Origin of the sequence: Agrobacterium sp. OT33, from assembly GCF_017313365.1 — a bacterium.
In the GTDB taxonomy this organism is placed as follows: domain Bacteria; phylum Pseudomonadota; class Alphaproteobacteria; order Rhizobiales; family Rhizobiaceae; genus Agrobacterium; species Agrobacterium rhizogenes_A.
Genome location: NZ_JAFLMZ010000001.1, coordinates 733,661 through 752,784, shown reverse-complemented (window position 1 = coordinate 752,784; position 19,124 = coordinate 733,661). Strand labels below are relative to the sequence as shown.

Genomic DNA, 19,124 nt, shown 5'->3' with positions numbered 1-19,124 from the left:
GGAAGCCACGATGAAAAACGACACAGCCGAACTTGCCGCCGACATCGTCAACTTCTGGAAGAAGGCCGGGCCGGACAAATGGTTCGACAAGGATGCCGCCTTCGACAATCACTTTCACGACCGCTTTCGGGATGCCCATTTTGCCGCCGCGAGGCGTGAACTGGATGGCTGGCTGGATGGAGCGGAAAGCAGTCTGGCGTTGCTGCTTCTTCTCGATCAATTCCCGCGCAACTGCTTTCGCGGCACTGCCCATATGTATGCCACCGATCCGCTGGCACGGCTTTTCGCCGATGACGCCATCCGCCGTGGCCATGATCAGGCTGTGAGCGAGGATCTGCGCGTTTTCTTCTACCTGCCTTTTTCCCATGCGGAGGATATGGCGGCACAGCGGCGTGCCTGCGAGCTGAACCAGCCGCTTGGCGGGCTTTATCTCCACCATGCCGAAGAACATCTCGATATCGTCGAGCGTTTCGGCCGCTTTCCGCATCGCAACCACATATTGCTGCGGGAAACGACGCCTGAGGAAAAGCAATATCTTGATGAAGGCGGCTTTTCCGGCTGAGCCTGAAATAAAAACGCCGCCAGTCCCGGAGGATGGCGGCGTTTTTGATGTGTAAGACCGACGGTAATCAGCCGTCGAAGAACTCCTTCATCCGGGCAAAGAAGCCCGTCGATTCCGGGTTGTTCTCCTTCGAGGACAGCTGCTCGAACTCCTGCAGCAGCTCGCGCTGGCGCTTGCTGAGCTTCTGCGGCGTTTCGATCTGGATCTGGATATAAAGATCGCCCGTCTGCGCCGAACGCAAGACCGGCATACCCTTACCCTTCAGGCGGAACTGCTTGCCCGGCTGGGTGCCTTCCGGAACCGTGACGCGCGACTTGGTGCCGTCGAGCGTCGTGACATCGAAAGTGCCGCCGAGCGCTGCCGTCGTCATGGAGATCGGCACGGTGCAGTAGAGATCGGCGCCGTCGCGCTGGAAGAATTCATGCGGACGCACGGACAGGAAGATATAGAGATCGCCCGCCGGGCCGCCGCGCATACCGGCTTCGCCTTCGCCCTGCAGGCGAATGCGGGTGCCGTCTTCGATACCAGAGGGAATGTTGACCGAGAGCGAACGCTCTTCCGTCACACGGCCCTGACCATGGCACTTGCTGCACGGATCGGAAATCGTCTGCCCGCGACCGTGGCAGGTGGGGCAGGTGCGCTCCACCGAGAAGAAGCCCTGTGCTGCACGCACGCGACCGGAACCCTGGCAGGTGGCGCAGGTCTTGGGTTGCGTGCCGGGTTTCGCGCCCGAGCCGGAACAGACGTCGCAGGTGATCGAGGTCGGAACCCTGATCTGCGCCGTCTTGCCGGTGAAGGCTTCTTCCAGCGTGATTTCCATATTGTAGCGAAGGTCGGCGCCCCGTTCACGTCCGCCGGAAGACCGGCGCGCACGGCCACCGCCCATCATCTCTCCGAAGATGTCTTCGAAGATATCGGAGAAGCCGCCATTGGCGAAACCGCCGCCGCCAAAGCCGCCGCCACCGCCCATGCCGCCATTTTCAAATGCGGCGTGGCCGAAACGGTCATAGGCCGCGCGCTTCTGCGGATCCTTCAGCGTTTCGTAGGCTTCGTTGATTTCCTTGAATTTCTGCTCGGATTCGGCGTTATCCGGGTTCTTGTCCGGATGGTATTTCATCGCGAGTTTGCGGAAGGCGCTTTTCAGCTCTTTTTCGTCCGCGGTCTTGCTGACGCCGAGTGTTTCGTAAAAGTCTGCTTTCGCCATTAAGTTAACAAGCCCCGCAAATGGATTTCCGGCTGCACTCGGCAGCCGGATCTCTTGCATATGTTGTCAGGAGACGGAAAGTCACGCGATTATGCGGACTTCTTGTCGTCCTTGATTTCTTCATAGTCCGCGTCGACGACGTCGTCCTTGCCGCCCTCTGCGGAAGCATCACCGGCCTCGGCCTGCTGTGCTTCGTAGATGGCCTGACCGAGCTTCATGGATACTTCCATGAGGGTCTGGGTCTTGGCCTGAATGTCGTCTGCATCCGGCTCGGAAGCTTCGACGGCGGTCTTCAGGCTGGCAATGGCGTCTTCGATAGCCTTGCGGTCGGTCTCGGAGACCTTGTCACCATATTCCTTCACCGACTTCTCGGTGGAGTGAATGAGGCTTTCGGCCTGGTTCCTGGCTTCGACACCGGCGCGACGCTTCTTGTCGGCTTCGGCATTGGCTTCGGCGTCCTTCACCATCTTTTCGATGTCGGCGTCGGAGAGACCACCGGAGGCCTGGATGCGGATCTGCTGTTCCTTGCCTGTGCCTTTGTCCTTGGCCGAAACCTGCACGATACCGTTGGCGTCGATATCGAAGGTCACTTCGATCTGCGGTACGCCACGCGGTGCCGGCGGCAGGCCGACGAGATCGAACTGGCCGAGCAGCTTGTTGTCCTGGGCCATTTCGCGCTCACCCTGCGAGACGCGGATGGTCACGGCCGACTGGTTGTCTTCTGCGGTCGAGAAGGTCTGGCTCTTCTTGGTCGGGATCGTCGTGTTGCGATCGATCAGACGGGTGAAGACGCCACCGAGCGTTTCGATGCCAAGCGACAGCGGGGTCACGTCGAGCAGCAGAACGTCCTTGACGTCGCCCTGCAGAACGCCGGCCTGGATGGCGGCGCCCATGGCGACCACTTCATCCGGGTTCACACCCTTATGCGGCTCCTTGCCGAACAGCTGCTTGACGACTTCCTGCACCTTCGGCATGCGGCTCATGCCACCGACGAGAACGACTTCATCGATCTCGGAAGCGGAAACGCCGGCATCCTTGAGCGCTGCCTTGCATGGCGCGACGGTGCGCTGCACCAGATCGTCGACCAGGCTTTCGAACTTGGCGCGGGTCAGCTTCAGCGTCAGGTGCTTCGGACCGGAAGCATCGGCCGTGATGAACGGCAGGTTGATTTCGGTCTGTTGCGAGGACGAAAGCTCGATCTTCGCCTTTTCCGCAGCTTCCTTGAGGCGCTGCAGGGCGAGCTTGTCGTTCTTCAGGTCGATGCCCTGGTCCTTCTTGAACTCGCCGGCCAGATATTCGACCAGACGCATATCGAAGTCTTCACCGCCAAGGAAGGTATCGCCATTGGTGGATTTCACTTCGAAGACGCCATCGCCGATTTCGAGGATCGAAATATCGAACGTGCCACCGCCAAGGTCGTAGACGGCGATGGTCTTGCCGTCCTTCTTGTCGAGACCATAGGCGAGCGCTGCCGCGGTCGGCTCGTTGATGATGCGCAGAACTTCAAGACCGGCGATGCGGCCGGCATCCTTGGTTGCCTGACGCTGTGCGTCGTTGAAGTAGGCCGGAACGGTGATGACGGCCTTCTCGACCTTCTCGCCGAGATAGGATTCAGCCGTTTCCTTCATCTTCTGAAGGATCATGGCGGAAATCTGCGAAGGGGAATAATTATTGTCCTGCGCCTTCACCCATGCGTCGCCATTGTCGCCCTTGACGATTTCAAAGGGAACGAGGGCCTTGTCCTTTTCGACGGTCGGATCTTCATAACGACGACCGATCAGACGCTTGACCGCAAACAGGGTGTTGGTCGGGTTGGTGACCGCCTGGCGCTTGGCCGGCTGGCCGACAAGACGTTCGCCGTCGTCGGAAAATGCCACCATGGACGGCGTGGTGCGTGCGCCTTCCGCGTTTTCAATTACTTTCGTGTCCTTGCCGTCCATCACTGCGACGCAGGAGTTGGTCGTGCCAAGGTCGATACCGATTACTTTTGCCATGCTCTTCTCTCCTTGAAGCGAGCTGCCGGAACCCCGTGAGGCATTCTTGTAGCAGCTCCTTGACTTGGATTTGCAGTATTCGCTGCAGTTCTGCGGCGTATATAAGGAGCGATTTTTCCTGCTGCAAGGCGCAAGAGAGGGGTAAGCGCAGCAAAAAGCGCACGAAACCCCTGTCCGTGCAGAAGCATAGCCATTCACGCTTGCGGAAACGGAAAAACGCGACTTTGACGATACGCCGCGCCATCATCCGGTGTGACCGCCGGCGGGAACGGCGAAGTTCGATTTGGGTCGCTGTTGCGCATGACAGGTGCCATGGCGGACTACGCAGGGGGTTGCGTTCCCGCAAGGATTTTCTTTCCGGCCACGTTGCAAATGGCTTCTATCACCGTCCGGTCGAGTTCGCGTGGCAGGTCGTGCCCCATCCCTTCGATCGGCAGATAAATCGCATTCGGGATCGAAAGCGCCGTATCGTGACCGCAGGCTGGCGGGATCAATGGATCGTCGGTTCCGTGAATGACGAGCGTCGGTGCTGTGATCGTCGCCAGACGCGAGCGTCGGTCCCCTGCCACCGCCATGCCTGCGATCTGCCGTGCCACACCGTCGGGGTCATGGTTGCGATACATCTCTTCCAACAGAAGAGCACGATGGGCCTCTTCGTTGAGGGGATAACCCGCCCCCGCAATCCGGCGCGCGAAAGCGAGGCGCACAGCCAGAAACCCCTCCTGATCGACGGCGGGATCAGGTGCGGGACGCATCATCATTGCCATGACATCGGGGGCCGCCTGCGGCAGGGCGGGATTACCGGTGCTGGACATGATCGAGGTCAGGGAAAGGATGCGGTCAGCGTGATCACTCGCAAGAATCTGTGCGATCATTCCCCCCATCGAGCGCCCAACGACATGCGCCCGCGCGATGCCGAGCGCGTCGAGGAGGCCGATGGCGTCGACCGCCATATCGCCAAGAGTATAGGGCACCTGGGGCCGGCGTCCTGCCATCAATGCGGAGGCAAGCGCGCCGAAATCCGGTGAGGGCGAACTGCTGAAATGGGTGGAGCAGCCGGTATCGCGATTGTCGAAGCGAATCACGTGATAACCCGCTGCGGCCAGCTGCTCGCAAAAAGGTATCGTCCAGCGGATCATCTGCGTTCCCAGCCCGGAAATCAGCAGGATCGCCTCATTCGTGGCATCGCCGAAACTGTCCCAGGCGAGTTCGATGCCATTGGATATTGCAATATTCACGGCGGCCCTCCGGCGAAAATTAGGGAAAACAGGGGGTATGGGTCGGCTCTGTTCTGCTCTGCTCGTGGTGTTCGGTTTCCCGGCACGTCACGGATTCTGGTGATTGCCCGGCCTGAATGCGAGACGCAGGGCATAGGCCCTGATATCCGCGGGCCACGAAATGGTCCGTTCTTCCAGTGCGGGGCGATCGTCCGCAAAGAGGGCTCGTATCGCCTCCTCGTAACCGGGGAGGTTTCCAACGATCACTTGCATGAATCGATAGGCGGCCTCCTGTGCCGCCCGCTTTTCCTGATGCGGATGCGCAGCCTTTCTGGCCCCGTCCACCAGACGCCTTAGTGCCGCTGAAGCGCCGCCGGGCTGGGTTGCGAGCCATTCCCACTGTCGTGGCAGCAGGGTCACTTCCCGGGCGACGACTCCCAGTTTCGGCCGCCCGCGGCTCTTCTGCTCCTGTCCTTCCTCCAAAGCCGCCAGGCCGGAGGTTGCGCCGGTCTTCGGGCGATCGCTTCCCACAGCCGCCTTGGGAGGGTGGGACAGCCGTTCAACGATGTCCGTGTCGGTGCCACGCAGATCGAGATCGACGACACGACCTGTCGCATCATCGAATACGAGGATTGTTTCGTCCGTCTCGCCCGATCGGCGGATTGCGATGGCTACTTCGGCCAGCGGACCGCTGAGCAGTAATCTATCGCCGGAAAATGCGGTGCAGGGTCTGCTGGGGGGATTCGACATGTCGCGCTCGCCAAAATGGATACGCGGATTAATATCCGGGTAAAACAATTCCGTCAATTATACCCGGGTAAAATGAGCGAGATATGGTGAAAGCGAGATTCGCCCGCCACGCGAGCGCTGCCGGACGCGGCCATCATGGGACCCGCGAACCCGTCCGTCTTGCGGGACAGAAAAGGCGTATCGGGGAAAACAGGCGGCAATCGACGCTAAGTCGCGGGCTTGGCTGATTATTCCGGAAAATATGGCGGACAGGGTGGGATTCGAACCCACGGTACGCTTTCACGCACACACGCGTTCCAGGCGTGCGCCTTAAACCACTCGGCCACCTGTCCTTTTTCAAGTCTGCATGTCATGAAGAATGCAAATCACTGGAACGGCGCGATATATACCGATGAATTCGCAGGGATCAACACGAATCTGACAGTTTTTTGAAATGTCGGCAATTTCCTGCCTTCCGACGTGATTGCAAACCGGTTTTCCCGCCTTTATCGATGCATTATATGTTTCAGAATGTGGTTGCCTGACTGGCAGGCCGTAAGCGAGGTGTCCCGGATGAAGGCTTTTCTGCGGTTTTTGAGCTTTCTTTTCCTCGTGGCCGCGATTTTTCTGGGTGTGCTCGATTCGATCCGCTCCGTTTCCACATCCTCGGTGAGCATTACCGGCATCCTGTCCGTGTGGAACTATCTTCTTCCCGCCTCGCGCACCATGGTGGAAGCGGGTATGGCTCACTATATTCACCCTGAAGCGTGGCGCTTCATTGAAAATGGACTGTCGGCGCTGCCGGCATCTGCCTTTTTCCTCACGCTGTCCCTGCTTTGCTGGATGGCGGGTTACAGGAAGCACAAGGCGATGAGGCGTCTGTCAGTCTGATCTTTCAGCATGATGACGGTGGCGCTACGCAGATGTGAACCGTGAAAAGCGGCGGAACTGGCCGCATGGAGGACCGAATGTTCCTGTTCGATACGCTTTCGAAAAAGACGACGATGCCGACCGAAGAAACGGCCTTGCCCGGCCGTGAAGAGGCGCTTGCCGTGCCGGAACTTCATTTCGTGAACGGCCGGCCCCTGAAAGGTCCTTATCCCGATGGTCTTGAAATCATCTATCTCGGCATGGGCTGCTTCTGGGGTGCGGAGCGGCTGTTCTGGCAAACGCCGGGCGTATGGGTGACGGCGGTGGGTTATGCCGGCGGCTTTACCCGCAATCCGACCTATCAGGAAACGACGACGGGCCAGACGGGTCACGCCGAAGTGGTGAAGGTCGTTTACGATCCGGCCGTGATCTCGCTGTCGGGCCTGCTCAGGATATTCTTCGAGGAGCATGATCCGACTCAGGGAATGCGGCAGGGCAACGATGTTGGCACCACCTATCGTTCCGCCATTTATGCGACGACGGAAGGTCAGCTGCAGCAGGCCCAGAAGGCGCGGGACGTTTTTCAGCAGGCTCTGGAAGATGCGGGCCATGGCCGGGCGATCACCACTGAGATCGGGCCGCTTGAAACATTTTATTATGCTGAGGACTATCATCAGCAATATCTTGCCAAGAACCCGGGTGGCTACTGCGGCTTGAGGGGAACCGGCGTAAGCTGCAATATCGACTAGTTTTTTTGCACGTCACCCCGGTGGAAAGACTAAAAAAGCGCCAGATCAAAGTTTTTCCACCGGGTCAAAAAAACCGGATGAATTTTTCATTGAGCCATGCAAGGATATGAGGCAAGCACAGCCGGTATAACGGCTGGCGGTTCCGCAGACATTCCCGGTCCACGGGTTTGCGGGAGGACCCTTATAATATCAATTGCAACAACAGGGCTGCACAATGAAAAAATCCCTTCTGACGCTTTTTGCGCTTGCCGCAATGTCGGCTTCCGCGCTCGCCGCGGATATCAAGCCGGCGCTGGTCTATGGCACGGGCGGCAAGTTCGACAAGTCGTTCAACGAAGCCGCTGCGGCCGGCGCTGAAAAGTTCAAGGCGGAAACGGGCATCGAGTACCGTGACTTCGAGCCGACCAGCGACACGCAGGGCGAACAGGCCATCCGCAACTTCGCCAGCAAGGGCTTCAACCCCGTCGTTGCCGTGTCCTTCGCCTGGACGTCGGCCATGGAAAAGGTTGCAGCCGAATTCCCGGACACCAAATTCGTGATCGTCGATTCCGTCGTCGAACTGCCGAATGTCCGCTCGGTCGTCTACAAGGAACATGAAGGTTCCTACCTCGTCGGTCTGCTGGCCGGCATGGCTTCCAAGACCGGCAAGGTCGGCTTCATCGGCGGCATGGATATTCCGCTGATCCGCAAGTTCGCCTGTGGTTATGCACAGGGCGCCAAGGCTGCCAACGACAAGATCGAAGTCTTCCAGAACATGACCGGTACAACAGGTGCTGCCTGGAACGATCCGGTGCGCGGTGGCGAGCTCACCAAGAACCAGATCGACCAGGGTGCGGACGTCATTTATGCGGCGGCCGGTGCGACTGGTATCGGCGTGCTGCAGACCGCGGCCGACAACAAGAAGTTCTCGATCGGCGTCGATTCCAACCAGAACCACCTGCATCCGGGTTCGGTTCTGACCTCCATGGTCAAGCGCGTCGATCTGGCTGTCTACAACGCCTATAAGGACGCCCAGGACGACAAGTTCACCTCCGGCATCGTGGCGCTCGGCGTCAAGGAAGACGGCGTGGCTTACGCGCTCGATGACAACAACAAGGCCCTGATCACGCCTGAGATGATTGCCGCCGTGGACAAGGCGAAGGCCGACATCATTGCCGGCACCGTCAAGGTCCATGACTACATGGCGGACAATTCCTGCCCGAAATGATATGATATGTGACTGGGGCGCATGGTGATTTTTCATCTTGCGCCCTTTTCATATCCAGCCTTCGGAGAGGTTTCGGTTTGAGTATGGACCCTGCAATCGAGCTCGTGGGCATCGACAAGAAATTCGGTGCCGTTCACGCCAACAAGAATATCAATCTGACCGTTGCCAAGGGTACCATCCACGGCATCATCGGGGAAAACGGTGCCGGAAAATCGACATTGATGTCGATCCTCTACGGTTTTTACCAGGCCGATACAGGCGAAATCCGGGTCAACGGTTCCCCTGTCGCGATCCGTGACAGCCAGACGGCCATCAGCGCCGGCATCGGTATGGTGCACCAGCACTTCATGCTGGTCGAAAATTTCACCGTGCTCGAAAACGTCATGCTGGGCGCCGAGGGCGGCGCATTGCTGGCCAAGGGCCGGGCCGGAGCGCGCAAGGAGTTGAAGCGTCTGGAGGATGATTACGGGCTGGAAGTCGATCCGGATGCCGTGATCGAAGAATTGCCTGTTGGCCTGCAGCAGCGCGTCGAAATCCTCAAAGCCATGTATCGTGGTGCCGAAATCCTGATCCTCGACGAGCCGACCGGCGTTCTGACGCCGGCTGAGGCCGATCACCTTTTCAAGATCCTCGGCGTCCTGCGCGAACAGGGCAAGACCATCATCCTCATCACCCACAAGCTGCGCGAAATCATGGCGATCACGGATTCCGTCTCCGTCATGCGCCGCGGTGAAATGGTCGCGACCCGCAAGACCTCCGAAACCAGCGTTGAGGAACTGGCCGAGCTGATGGTCGGCCGCCGGGTGCTGCTCAGGGTGGAGAAGGGTGAGACGACGCCGGGAGAGGTGCTGCTGTCCATCCGCAATCTCACCGTCAAGGACAGCCGTGGTGTCACCATGGTGGATGATGTCTCACTTGACGTCCGCGCCGGTGAAATCGTCGGCATCGCCGGGGTCGCCGGCAATGGTCAATCGGAACTGCTGGAGGCCATCGCCGGCATCCGCAAGCCCTATTCGGGTGAGATATGGGTGGATGGTCAAAAGGTGGATCGTCCCGATCCGGCGATCCTGCGCAAGCTTGGCCTGGCGCATATCCCGGAAGACCGCCACCACATGGGGCTGGTGCTGAAATTCGAGGAATATGAAAATTCCATCCTCGGTTATCACCATGACGAGCGTTACGGTAAAGGACCCTTCCTGAACCCCGAAGCCATCCGCAGGGACGCCGTCGAAAAGATCGAGAAATACGACATCCGCCCGCCGAACCCGCATTTGAAGACGGCGAATTTTTCCGGCGGCAACCAGCAGAAGATCGTTGTCGCCCGTGAAATCGAGCGCGACCCGAAAATGCTGATCATCGGCCAGCCGACGCGTGGCGTGGATATCGGCGCCATCGAATTCATCCACCGCCGCATCATCGAAATGCGCGATGCCGGAAAGGCTATCCTGCTGGTTTCGGTCGAACTCGATGAAATCCGTTCCCTTTCGGACCGGATCATGGTCATGTTCGCCGGCCGTGTCGTTGGAGAAAAAACGGCGGAAGCCGAAGAACAGACGCTGGGCCTGATGATGGCCGGCATCGCCGTATGAGGCATGAATGAGCACCGCTTCCGTTCCCCTACCAAACTGGATCAGCTACGGCCTGCTGCCATTGCTGAACGTCGTCACCGCCTTTCTGATTTCGGGCCTCGTCGTCTGGTCGATTGGTGAAAACCCGCTGGCGGCGCTTCGCCTGCTCATCGAGGGCGCACTCGGTCGTGGCGATGCCATCGGCTTCACGCTGTTTTACACGACGAGCTTCATTTTCACCGGCCTCTCCGTCGCCGTGGCTTTTCATGCCGGGCTGTTCAATATCGGTTCCGAAGGCCAGGCCTATATTGGCGGCCTGGGTGCAGCGCTGGTGGCGCTGGCGCTCGACCGTTACGTGCCCTGGTATGTGACGATGCCCTTCGCCGTCGTCGGGGCTGCACTTTTCGGCGCGGCCTGGGCCTTCATTCCGGCCTGGTTGCAGGCCAAGCGCGGCAGCCACGTCGTCATCACCACCATCATGTTCAATTTCATCGCCGCGGCCCTGATGGTCTATCTGCTGGTGAATGTATTGATCGTGCCCGGCAAGATGGCGCCGGAAACGCGCACCTTCCTGGCCGGCGGCCAATTGCCGAAGCTCGACTGGCTGATGGCGCTGTTCGGCCTCAAGCTCGGACCCGCCCCGTTCAACGTGTCCTTCCTCATCGCGCTGGTCATGTGTTTTCTTGTCTGGGTGCTGATCTGGCGCACCAAGCTCGGTTACGAGATGCGTACGCTCGGCATCAGCCCGTCGGCCGCCATCTATGCCGGTATTCCCTATGCGCGCACCGTCATCATCGCCATGCTCATTTCCGGCGGTCTGGCGGGCATGATGGCGCTGAACCCGGTCATGGGCGCGTCCGCCCGCCTGCAGGTGGAATTTGTCGGTGGTGCAGGTTTTGTCGGCATCGCCGTCTCACTGATGGGGCGAAGTCATCCACTCGGCATCATCTTCTCGGCATTGCTGTTCGGTATCCTCTATCAGGGTGGTGCTGATCTTTCCTTCGAGATGCCCAACATTACCCGCGAGATGATTGTGGTCATCCAGGGTCTGGTGATCCTCTTCGCCGGTGCGCTGGAATATATGTACCGGCCGGCGGTCGTCCGCATCTACCAGCGTTTGGCAAAGGGGTGAGCTGATATGGATTTTTTCGATATGCTGGTCAGCATCCTCGGCTCGACCGTCCGCCTCACCATACCGCTTCTCTTCACCGCTCTTGCCGGGCTGTTTTCCGAACGCGCGGGCGTGTTCGATATCGGGCTCGAAGGCAAGATGCTGGCGGCGGCCTTTGCTTCCGCCTGTGTTGCCTATCTTACCGCAAACCCGTGGGCCGGTCTGCTGGCCGGTATTGCCGTCTCCATCCTGTTCTCGCTGATCCATGGCTTTGCCGTCATCACCAATCGCGGCAACCAGATCGTTTCAGGGGTAGCGCTCAACTTCATCGCCGCCGGTCTGACGGTGGTTCTGGGCCAGGCCTGGTTCGGGCAGGGCGGACGCACACCGCAATTGCCGAGGGAGGGTCGTTTTGCACCGATCATCCTGCCCGGCGCGGATGCGATGCGCGAAGTGCCCTTCATCGGCCCGCTCTACGCCAATGTCATTTCCGGCAACAATATCCTCACCTACCTTGCCTTTCTGGCGGTGCCGCTTTCCTGGTGGGTGCTTTACCGCACCCGTTTCGGCCTGCGCCTGCGCGCTGTCGGTGAAAATCCGGGTGCTGTCGATACAGCCGGCATATCGGTGACATGGATGCGCTTCCGCGCCGTTATCGTCGCCGGTTTCCTCTGCGGCTTCTCAGGCGCCTATCTCGCCGTTGCGCAGTCGGCGGCCTTCATCGCCAACATGTCTGCCGGCAAGGGTTATATCGCGCTTGCCGCCTTGATCTTTGCGAAATGGAAGCCGGTGCCGGTCATGTTCGCCTGCCTGCTTTTCGGTTTTCTGGATGCCTTCGCCAATTTCATGCAGGGCAAATCCGTGCCTGGCATCGGCGAGGTGCCGGTGCAGATTTTCCAGGCCATGCCCTATATTCTGACCTGCATCCTGCTTGCCGGTTTCATCGGCGTCGCCAAGCCCCCCAAGGCCGGTGGCGTTGCCTATGCGAAGGAGCGTTAAACCCATGTCCTCCGACCCGACATCCCCCGACCCGACATCCCATGCCCTGTTCGAGGCGGCGGTGGAGGCCATGGCCTTCGCTTATGCGCCCTATTCGAAATTTCCGGTCGGCGCGGCGATCCGCGCTGATGACGGCAAAATCTACAAGGGCGCCAATATAGAGAACATCTCCTTCCCCCAGGGCTGGTGCGCGGAACCTTCAGCCATCAGCGCCATGATCATGGGCGGGGCAAAGAAGATCAGCGAAGTCGCCGTCTTTGCCGAAAAGCTGCCGCTCTGCACGCCCTGTGGTGGTTGCCGCCAGAAGATTGCCGAATTCGCCACGCCGCAGACGAGGATTTATCTTTGCGACGAAACCGGCGTCCAGAAGGTCATGACCATGGAAGAGCTTCTGCCCTCCGTCTTCAAGACCGAGCTGCCCTGATGACGGATGGTTTGATCGATATTCTGGTGGAGCGCCTGAACGGCCTGATGCCGCGTGTCGCCATCGTCCTCGGCTCCGGCCTTGGGTCGCTGGTGGAGGAAATCAGCGACCCGATCCGTGTGCCCTATGCCGATCTTCCCGGGTTTCCCGCCGGTGGCGTTTCCGGCCATGCGGGCGAACTGGTGGCCGGTTATCTCGGCGGCGAGCCCGTCATGATGTTGTCCGGCCGGGTGCATTTCTACGAAAAGGGCGATCCGGCGGCGATGCGCCCGGTCATCGAGGCGTTGGCCGGTCTCGGCGTGCAATCGCTCATCCTCACCAATTCGGCGGGTTCGGTAAGGCAGGATATGCCGCCCGGCTCCGTCATGCAGATCACCGATCACATCAATTATTCCGGCATGAACCCGCTGATCGGCGAGGAAAGCGATCGCCGCTTCGTCGGCATGACCACGGCTTATGATCCGGACCTGATGCTGGCCATGCGCAACGCCGCGATCCGCGCGACGGTGCCCTTGTTCGGCGGCGTCTATATGTGGTTTTCCGGGCCGAGCTTCGAAACGCCGGCGGAAATTCGCATGGCGCGGCTTCTCGGCGCGGATGCCGTCGGCATGTCCACCGTGCCGGAAGTCATCCTCGCGCGCTTTTTCGGGATGCGCGTCGCCGCCGCATCGGTTATTACCAATTACGGTGCCGGCATGACCGGCGCGGAACTGAGCCATGAGGAAACCAAGGACATGGCTCCCGTGGGTGGCAAACGACTTGCCGCCATTCTGAAGGAAATGATCTCAGGAGGAGCGTGACCATGGAACTCCAGCGTCCGCGCGAAGCGGCTGCCCTCACTCTGTCCTTGCTGGACCTGACCAATCTTAAGGAAGACTGCACGCCCGAGCAGATCGCCGCTTTGTGCCAGCGGGCGCATACGGATTATGGCAACACCGCCGCCATCTGCATCTGGCCGCGTTTCGTGGCGCAGGCACGCGCTGCTTTTGGAAAAGAACACGCGATCCGCATCGCCACCGTCGTCAATTTTCCCTCGGGCGATCTTGATGTCGCGACTGTCGTAGCGGAAACGGAAGCCGCGATCCGTGACGGTGCCGATGAAATCGATCTCGTCATCCCGTACCGTAAATTCATAGCAGGCGATGAAGCGGCGGTTAGCGAAATGGTAGCGGCCGTGCGCAAGGCTTGTGTCGCACCCGTGCTGCTCAAGGTCATTCTCGAAACCGGCGAGTTGAAGGACAAGGCTCTGATCCGCCGCGCCTCCGAACTCGCGATCGCCGAAGGCGCTGACTTCATCAAGACCTCCACAGGCAAGGTCGCCATCAATGCCACGCTGGAGGCGGCAGACATCATGCTGCAGACGATCCGCGACAGCCGGCAGAAAGTTGGTTTCAAACCTGCCGGCGGTATCGGCACAGTGGAGGATGCGACGCTTTATCTGCGGCTGGCGGAAACCATCATGGCACCCAACTGGGCCATGCCGTCCACCTTCCGTTTCGGTGCTTCGGGCGTTCTCGACGATGTGCTGAACGTGCTGGCCGGCGGCGAACCGGCCAAGGCCGCCAGCGGGTATTGAGCTTGATCCCGCAGGAGATCATCCGCCGTAAACGCGATGGCCTGTCTCTTGAGCCGCAGGAGATTGCCGCTTTCATCGACGCGTTGTCGAAAAATGGCATATCGGAAGGGCAGGCGGCCGCCTTTGCCATGGCGGTATTTTTTCGCGGCATGAACCGCGCTGAGATGGTGGCGTTGACGCTTGCCATGCGCGACAGCGGCGATGTCCTCTCATGGCGCGATATTGGCAGGCCGGTGGCGGATAAGCACTCGACCGGTGGTGTCGGTGACAACGTCTCCCTGATGCTCGCACCGATCGTCGCCGCCTGTGGTCTTGCCGTGCCGATGATTTCCGGCAGGGGCCTTGGCCACACCGGCGGCACGCTTGACAAGCTGGAAGCCATTCCCGGTTACAATGTGATGCCGGATGAAGCCCTGTTTCGTCGGACGGTGCAGTCGGTCGGCTGCGCCATCATCGGCCAGACGGGTAATCTGGCGCCTGCCGACAAACGCCTCTATGCCATTCGCGACGTAACCGCGACGGTCGATTCCATTCCGCTGATCACGGCTTCCATTCTCTCGAAGAAGCTCGCGGCCGGTCTTGAAACGCTGGTTCTCGATGTGAAGGTCGGTAACGGTGCTTTCATGCAAAGTGTTGACGATGCCCGCACTCTGGCGCGTGCGCTGGTCGATGTGGCGAATGGCGCGGGCCTGCCGACAACGGCGCTGATAACCGACATGAACCAGCCACTTGGCGATGCTGCGGGCAATGCGGTTGAAATCGTCAACTGCCTGGAGTTTCTGGCCGGTCGCAAGGCCGGTACCCGTCTGGAAAAGGTGGTATTGTCCTTTGCGGCGGAGATGCTGGTGCAGGCTGGCCGTGCCGCTACGCTGGCTGCGGGTGAGGCGCTGGCTGCGGCTGCGCTGTCCTCCGGCCGCGCGATGGAAATCTTTGCGCGAATGGTTTCAGCCCTTGGCGGGCCTTCGGATTTCGTTGAGAACCCGGCCCGTTATCTGCCGTCCGCGCCGGTCACTCTTCCGGTTCCGGCCGGGCGAAGCGGCTGGCTTGCATCCTGCGAAACGCGCGATCTCGGCATGGTCGTCGTCGAACTCGGCGGTGGCAGAAAAAAGCCTTCGGATATCATCGACCCGGCGGTCGGTATTTCGGCTATCCTGCCGCTTGGCACGAGAGTGGAAAAGGGCGAGCCGATTGCCACCGTCCATGCGGCTTCGAAAGAAGAAGCGGAGCGCGCCGTGAAAAGGATAGGGGGTTGTTACGGTATCGCCGACAGCGCGCCGGATACCGGTGCGCCCATTCTCGAGCGGATCACCTGACCAGCCGCATCTCGCCGCCCGAGACCTTGAAGGACGACAATTGTTTCAGAAAGCTCATGCCGATCAGCATGTTGCTCAGCGCATTGTCTTTCAGCACCAGGGCATCGACATTCTGAACGCGGATCGCGCCGATCTCCACCCGGTCGAGTTTCACATGCGCCGCCATTGTCTGGCCATTGGCGGTTGAGATCGCATATTTGAAATCAAGGCTGTTGACGCCGTAACCCAGCCGGCGCGCAATCGTCTCGTTGATGGCCACCATGGAAGCGCCGGTATCGACAAGCCCTTCGAAGGATTTGCCGTTGATGCGGAAGGTAGCGTTGAAATGGCCGCGCGCATCCGCTTTCAGATTGACGCCGCCCAGTGAAACCGGTTGCTGTCTGACAGCTTCGGGTGCGGCGCCGGATTTTTCCACGCCGGTTTCAGGACGCGGCTGAAATTTTTCGACCAGCGCCGGAATTTGCGTGGCGCCGAGCGAAAGACCGACAAGCAGAAAAATTGCGCGCGCCAGCAAGCCGTTGCTCCTCAAAGATGGCGGTTATCCTTGAACAGAATAGGCGTAAAACATGCTGAAATCTTAAAAGAAAAAGCCATTCGCCGCTTATCGGGCGGCGAATGGCGCAAACGGTTAAGCGAAGATGAACGACCTTATTTGGTGCCGTACATGCGGTCGCCGGCATCGCCGAGGCCGGGAACGATATAGCCTTTTTCGTTCAGGTGGCTGTCGATCGCGGCCGTGTAGATCGGCACGTCGGGATGGGCTTCACGGAAATTCCTGATGCCTTCCGGTGCTGCCAGCAGACACAGGAAGCGGATGTTCTTCGCGCCGCGCTCCTTCAGCTTTTCGACAGCAGCGATGGAGGAATTGCCGGTCGCCAGCATCGGGTCGACAACGATGACCAGACGGGCATCGAGGCTTTCGGGAGCCTTGAAATAATATTCGACGGCCTCAAGTGTGTCGTGGTCACGATAGACGCCGACATGGGCAACGCGCGCCGAAGGCACCAGTTCAAGCATGCCTTCCAGAAGGCCGTTGCCGGCGCGCAGGATGGAGGCGAAAACCAGCTTCTTGCCTTCCAGAACCGGAGCCTGAATGGTTTCGAGAGGCGTGTCGATGGTTTCCATCGTCATTTCAAGGTCGCGCGTCACCTCATAGCAGAGCAGCGTCGAAATTTCCCTGAGCAAACGGCGGAAGCCGGCCGTGGAAGTTTCCTTCTTGCGCATGATGGTAAGTTTGTGCCGCACCAGCGGATGTTCGATGACTGTGACGCCGTCCATGAACCTGGCCTTCCTTTTTATCTTATGCCCCTGTAATTCACCGAAAGCGCGCTTTTCGCAAGCCTCCTTCGCGGTTTTACCCTGCCAACAACCGTCTCAGGCGTGATCGAGTCTCGCAAGCAGCCGGCCGCGCGTTGCCTCGTCCACAAAGGCACATTCCAGTGCGGTGCGGGTCATGCGGTTGATGCCGGCATCGCTGAAACCGAATGCATCCGCGGCCAGCGCATATTCCCGGGCAAGCGAGGTGAAGAAGAAGGGCGGATCGTCGGAACTGATGCAGACGCGTATCCCGGCATCGCTGAGAGCTTTTAGCGGATGGCTGGCGAAATCGGGATAGACGTTGAGCGCGATATTCGAGCCCGGGCAGACTTCGAGAACCGTTCCCGTCTCGACCAGCCGGGAGACGAGACCGGCATCTTCAATGGCGCGCACGCCGTGGCCGATACGCGACGGCTTGACGAGATCGAGCGCGTCGGCAACGCTTTCCGGTCCGCAGACCTCACCGGCATGGATGGTCAATCCGAGACCCGCATCACGGGCGATATCGAAGGCGCGGGCGTAATCGGCAACCCGGCCCATGCGCTCTTCGCCCGCCATGTTGAAGCCGGTCACCAGCGGATGCCGGGCACGTGCCGCATATTCAGCCGCCGCGATGACCCGTTCCGGGCCGAAATGCCGTTCACCGGTGACGATGATGCGGGTTTCTATACCGGTCTTTTCCTTCGCGATGCGGATGCCCTCAGCAATTCCGGCAAGATAGGCGTCCGCGCCGAGGCCGATGCGGTCACCATGGTCGGGCGAGATGATCAATTCGCTATAGATCGTGTTGGCGTCGGCAAGTTCGGTCAGATAGGTCTCGGTCAGGACGGCATAGTCCTCATCCGTCTTGAACACCTGCGCCACCGCATCGTAGCACTGGATGAACTCCGCGAAATCCGACCAGACATATCGGCCGTCGCGCAGGAAGCTGCTGGTGTCTATGCCGTATTTCTCCGCCTGCCTGACGACGAGGGCGGGCGGTGCCGCACCTTCGATGTGGCAGTGAATTTCCGCTTTCAGCAAATGCGATGTCAAATGAAGCTCCTGCCGTGTGAACCGGCCTCTATGCCAAGATGGTGGGCGATGCTTTCGCCGATATCGGCGTAGCTTGAACGAATTCCGACATCACGGGAGCGGATGCCCGGCCCGAATGCCATGATCGGCACCCGTTCGCGCGTATGGTCGGTGCCGCGCCAGGTGGGGTCGCAACCATGGTCAGCGGTAAGAATGGCGATGTCTCCCGGCTTCATCTTGCGATGAATTTCCGGGATGCGCGCATCGAAAGCCTCAAGGGCAGCCGCATAACCGGCAACGTCACGACGGTGGCCGTAAAGCATGTCGAAATCGACGAAATTGGTGAAGACCATGTCCCCATTCTCGGCCTCGTCGATGGCGTGCAGCGTCGCATCCATCAAGGCGGCGTTGCCGTTTGCCTTGATGACGCGTGACACGCCCTGATGCGCGTAGATATCGCCAATCTTGCCGATCGCATGCACCTTGCGGCCCGCTTCCACCAGCCGGTCGAGCAGCGTCGGTTCGGGTGGCAGAACGGAGAAATCGCGGCGGTTGCCGGTCCGTTCGAAGGTCGCGACCGTCTCGCCGATGAAGGGACGGGCAATGACACGGCCGATATTCAGCGGATCGAGCAGTTTGCGTACCGTCTCACACAACGAAATGAGGCGCTGTAGCCCGAAATAAGTTTCATGAGCAGCGATCTGGAACACGGAATCAGACGATGTGTAGCAGATCGGCTTGCCGCTCCGGATATGTTCTTCGCCGAATTGCGCAATGATCTCCGTGCCGGACGCATGGCAATTGCCGAGAATGCCGGGAATATCCGCCTCTTTGCAGATGGCTTCCACCAGTTCCGGAGAAAAGGCGTCGCCCTCCGTCGGGAAATATCCCCAGTCGAAGGTGACAGGTGTGCCGGCGATCTCCCAGTGACCGGAAGGCGTGTCCTTGCCCTTCGAAACTTCGCTGGCGCAGCCATGCAGGCCGAAAATACGCTCCGGTGGTTCCATGCCGGCGGGGATCTCGCCGCTCGCCTGACGTGCGATCTCCAGCAGGCCGAGGGAACTCATATTCGGCAGCCTTAGCGGCCCGGATCGAAGTCCCGCTCTGTCGGCTGCACCTGCGGCGCAGAATTCAGCGATGTGGCCGAGGGTATTGGCGCCGAGATCGCCATAATGCTCTGCATCAGGCGCACCACCGACGCCGAAGGAATCCAGAACCAGAAGAAGTGCTCTTGCCATAACTCACCGAAACGAAAATGCGCCGACGGGCA

19 protein-coding genes and 1 tRNA gene are annotated in these 19,124 nt (G+C 59.7%); 11 read left to right on the top strand and 9 right to left on the bottom strand.

Going from position 1 to position 19,124, the window contains the following annotated elements; translation table 11 throughout:
* Positions 1-10: 10 nt before the first annotated feature.
* Positions 11-562, top strand: a complete 552-nt coding sequence (locus JZX88_RS03715; RefSeq protein WP_206912568.1) for a DUF924 family protein — start codon at positions 11-13, stop codon at positions 560-562.
* Between the two features lie 67 nt (positions 563-629).
* On the opposite strand, the gene dnaJ is transcribed toward JZX88_RS03715, so the two are convergent.
* The 5 genes from dnaJ to JZX88_RS03690 form a co-directional block, all read right to left on the bottom strand.
* Positions 630-1,766, bottom strand: coding sequence for a molecular chaperone DnaJ (gene dnaJ / locus JZX88_RS03710; protein WP_065114520.1), 1,137 nt, complete (start codon positions 1,764-1,766; stop codon positions 630-632).
* A gap of 89 nt (positions 1,767-1,855) precedes the next feature.
* Positions 1,856-3,760, bottom strand: a complete 1,905-nt coding sequence (gene dnaK / locus JZX88_RS03705; RefSeq protein WP_206912567.1) for a molecular chaperone DnaK — start codon at positions 3,758-3,760, stop codon at positions 1,856-1,858.
* A 320-nt stretch (positions 3,761-4,080) separates the two neighbouring features.
* Positions 4,081-4,998 carry an alpha/beta fold hydrolase gene (locus JZX88_RS03700; RefSeq protein WP_206912566.1) on the bottom strand — a complete coding sequence of 306 codons (918 nt, stop codon included), beginning with the start codon at positions 4,996-4,998 and terminating at the stop codon, positions 4,081-4,083.
* Positions 4,999-5,085: 87 nt separating this feature from the next.
* On the bottom strand, positions 5,086-5,784 hold the full coding sequence (locus tag JZX88_RS03695) for a DUF2239 family protein (RefSeq protein ID WP_371741069.1): 699 nt from the start codon (positions 5,782-5,784) through the stop codon (positions 5,086-5,088).
* Positions 5,785-5,969: 185 nt separating this feature from the next.
* Positions 5,970-6,059 (bottom strand) — tRNA-Ser (locus tag JZX88_RS03690).
* Between the two features lie 220 nt (positions 6,060-6,279).
* Here JZX88_RS03690 and JZX88_RS03685 point away from each other — a divergent pair.
* The 10 genes from JZX88_RS03685 to deoA all read left to right on the top strand — a co-directional run bounded on the left by JZX88_RS03685 (position 6,280) and on the right by deoA (position 15,523).
* Positions 6,280-6,597, top strand: a complete 318-nt coding sequence (locus JZX88_RS03685; protein WP_065114524.1) for a hypothetical protein — start codon at positions 6,280-6,282, stop codon at positions 6,595-6,597.
* Positions 6,598-6,674: 77 nt separating this feature from the next.
* The gene (msrA, locus tag JZX88_RS03680; RefSeq protein ID WP_110755986.1) at positions 6,675-7,325 is read left to right on the top strand and encodes a peptide-methionine (S)-S-oxide reductase MsrA; all 651 of its coding nucleotides are present in this window, start codon (positions 6,675-6,677) and stop codon (positions 7,323-7,325) included.
* Positions 7,326-7,539: 214 nt separating this feature from the next.
* Positions 7,540-8,532 (top strand): BMP family protein, encoded by a 993-nt coding sequence (locus JZX88_RS03675; RefSeq protein WP_065114526.1) that lies wholly within the window; start codon positions 7,540-7,542, stop codon positions 8,530-8,532.
* 83 nt (positions 8,533-8,615) lie between these two features.
* Positions 8,616-10,121 carry an ABC transporter ATP-binding protein gene (locus JZX88_RS03670; RefSeq protein ID WP_206912621.1) on the top strand — a complete coding sequence of 502 codons (1,506 nt, stop codon included), beginning with the start codon at positions 8,616-8,618 and terminating at the stop codon, positions 10,119-10,121.
* Between the two features lie 7 nt (positions 10,122-10,128).
* Positions 10,129-11,232 (top strand): ABC transporter permease, encoded by a 1,104-nt coding sequence (locus JZX88_RS03665; RefSeq protein WP_065114528.1) that lies wholly within the window; start codon positions 10,129-10,131, stop codon positions 11,230-11,232.
* A 6-nt stretch (positions 11,233-11,238) separates the two neighbouring features.
* Complete coding sequence (locus JZX88_RS03660) at positions 11,239-12,210, top strand: ABC transporter permease (protein WP_206912565.1); 972 nt, start codon at positions 11,239-11,241, stop codon at positions 12,208-12,210.
* Positions 12,211-12,214: 4 nt separating this feature from the next.
* Positions 12,215-12,634 (top strand): cytidine deaminase, encoded by a 420-nt coding sequence (locus tag JZX88_RS03655; RefSeq protein ID WP_110755838.1) that lies wholly within the window; start codon positions 12,215-12,217, stop codon positions 12,632-12,634.
* Positions 12,634-13,434 carry a purine-nucleoside phosphorylase gene (locus tag JZX88_RS03650; RefSeq protein WP_065114531.1) on the top strand — a complete coding sequence of 267 codons (801 nt, stop codon included), beginning with the start codon at positions 12,634-12,636 and terminating at the stop codon, positions 13,432-13,434. Before JZX88_RS03655 ends, JZX88_RS03650 begins: the two co-directional genes overlap by 1 nt.
* 2 nt (positions 13,435-13,436) lie before the next feature.
* Positions 13,437-14,210, top strand: coding sequence for a deoxyribose-phosphate aldolase (gene deoC / locus JZX88_RS03645; protein WP_206912564.1), 774 nt, complete (start codon positions 13,437-13,439; stop codon positions 14,208-14,210).
* Positions 14,207-15,523: a thymidine phosphorylase gene (deoA, locus tag JZX88_RS03640; protein WP_206912562.1), complete on the top strand. Its 1,317-nt coding sequence runs from the start codon at positions 14,207-14,209 to the stop codon at positions 15,521-15,523. Before deoC ends, deoA begins: the two co-directional genes overlap by 4 nt.
* Here deoA and JZX88_RS03635 read toward each other — a convergent pair.
* The 4 genes from JZX88_RS03635 to JZX88_RS03620 all read right to left on the bottom strand — a co-directional run bounded on the left by JZX88_RS03635 (position 15,516) and on the right by JZX88_RS03620 (position 19,092).
* Positions 15,516-16,037, bottom strand: coding sequence for a TIGR02281 family clan AA aspartic protease (locus tag JZX88_RS03635; protein ID WP_206912560.1), 522 nt, complete (start codon positions 16,035-16,037; stop codon positions 15,516-15,518). The genes deoA and JZX88_RS03635 overlap by 8 nt on opposite strands.
* Before the next feature lie 134 nt (positions 16,038-16,171).
* Entirely contained in the window at positions 16,172-16,801 is a 630-nt protein-coding gene (gene upp / locus JZX88_RS03630) for a uracil phosphoribosyltransferase (protein WP_065114535.1), read from the bottom strand.
* A gap of 96 nt (positions 16,802-16,897) precedes the next feature.
* Positions 16,898-17,875, bottom strand: a complete 978-nt coding sequence (locus JZX88_RS03625; protein ID WP_110755831.1) for an adenosine deaminase — start codon at positions 17,873-17,875, stop codon at positions 16,898-16,900.
* Positions 17,872-19,092 (bottom strand): phosphopentomutase, encoded by a 1,221-nt coding sequence (locus tag JZX88_RS03620; RefSeq protein ID WP_206912557.1) that lies wholly within the window; start codon positions 19,090-19,092, stop codon positions 17,872-17,874. The genes JZX88_RS03625 and JZX88_RS03620 overlap by 4 nt, the downstream gene beginning before the upstream one ends.
* Between the last annotated feature and the right edge of the window lie 32 nt (positions 19,093-19,124).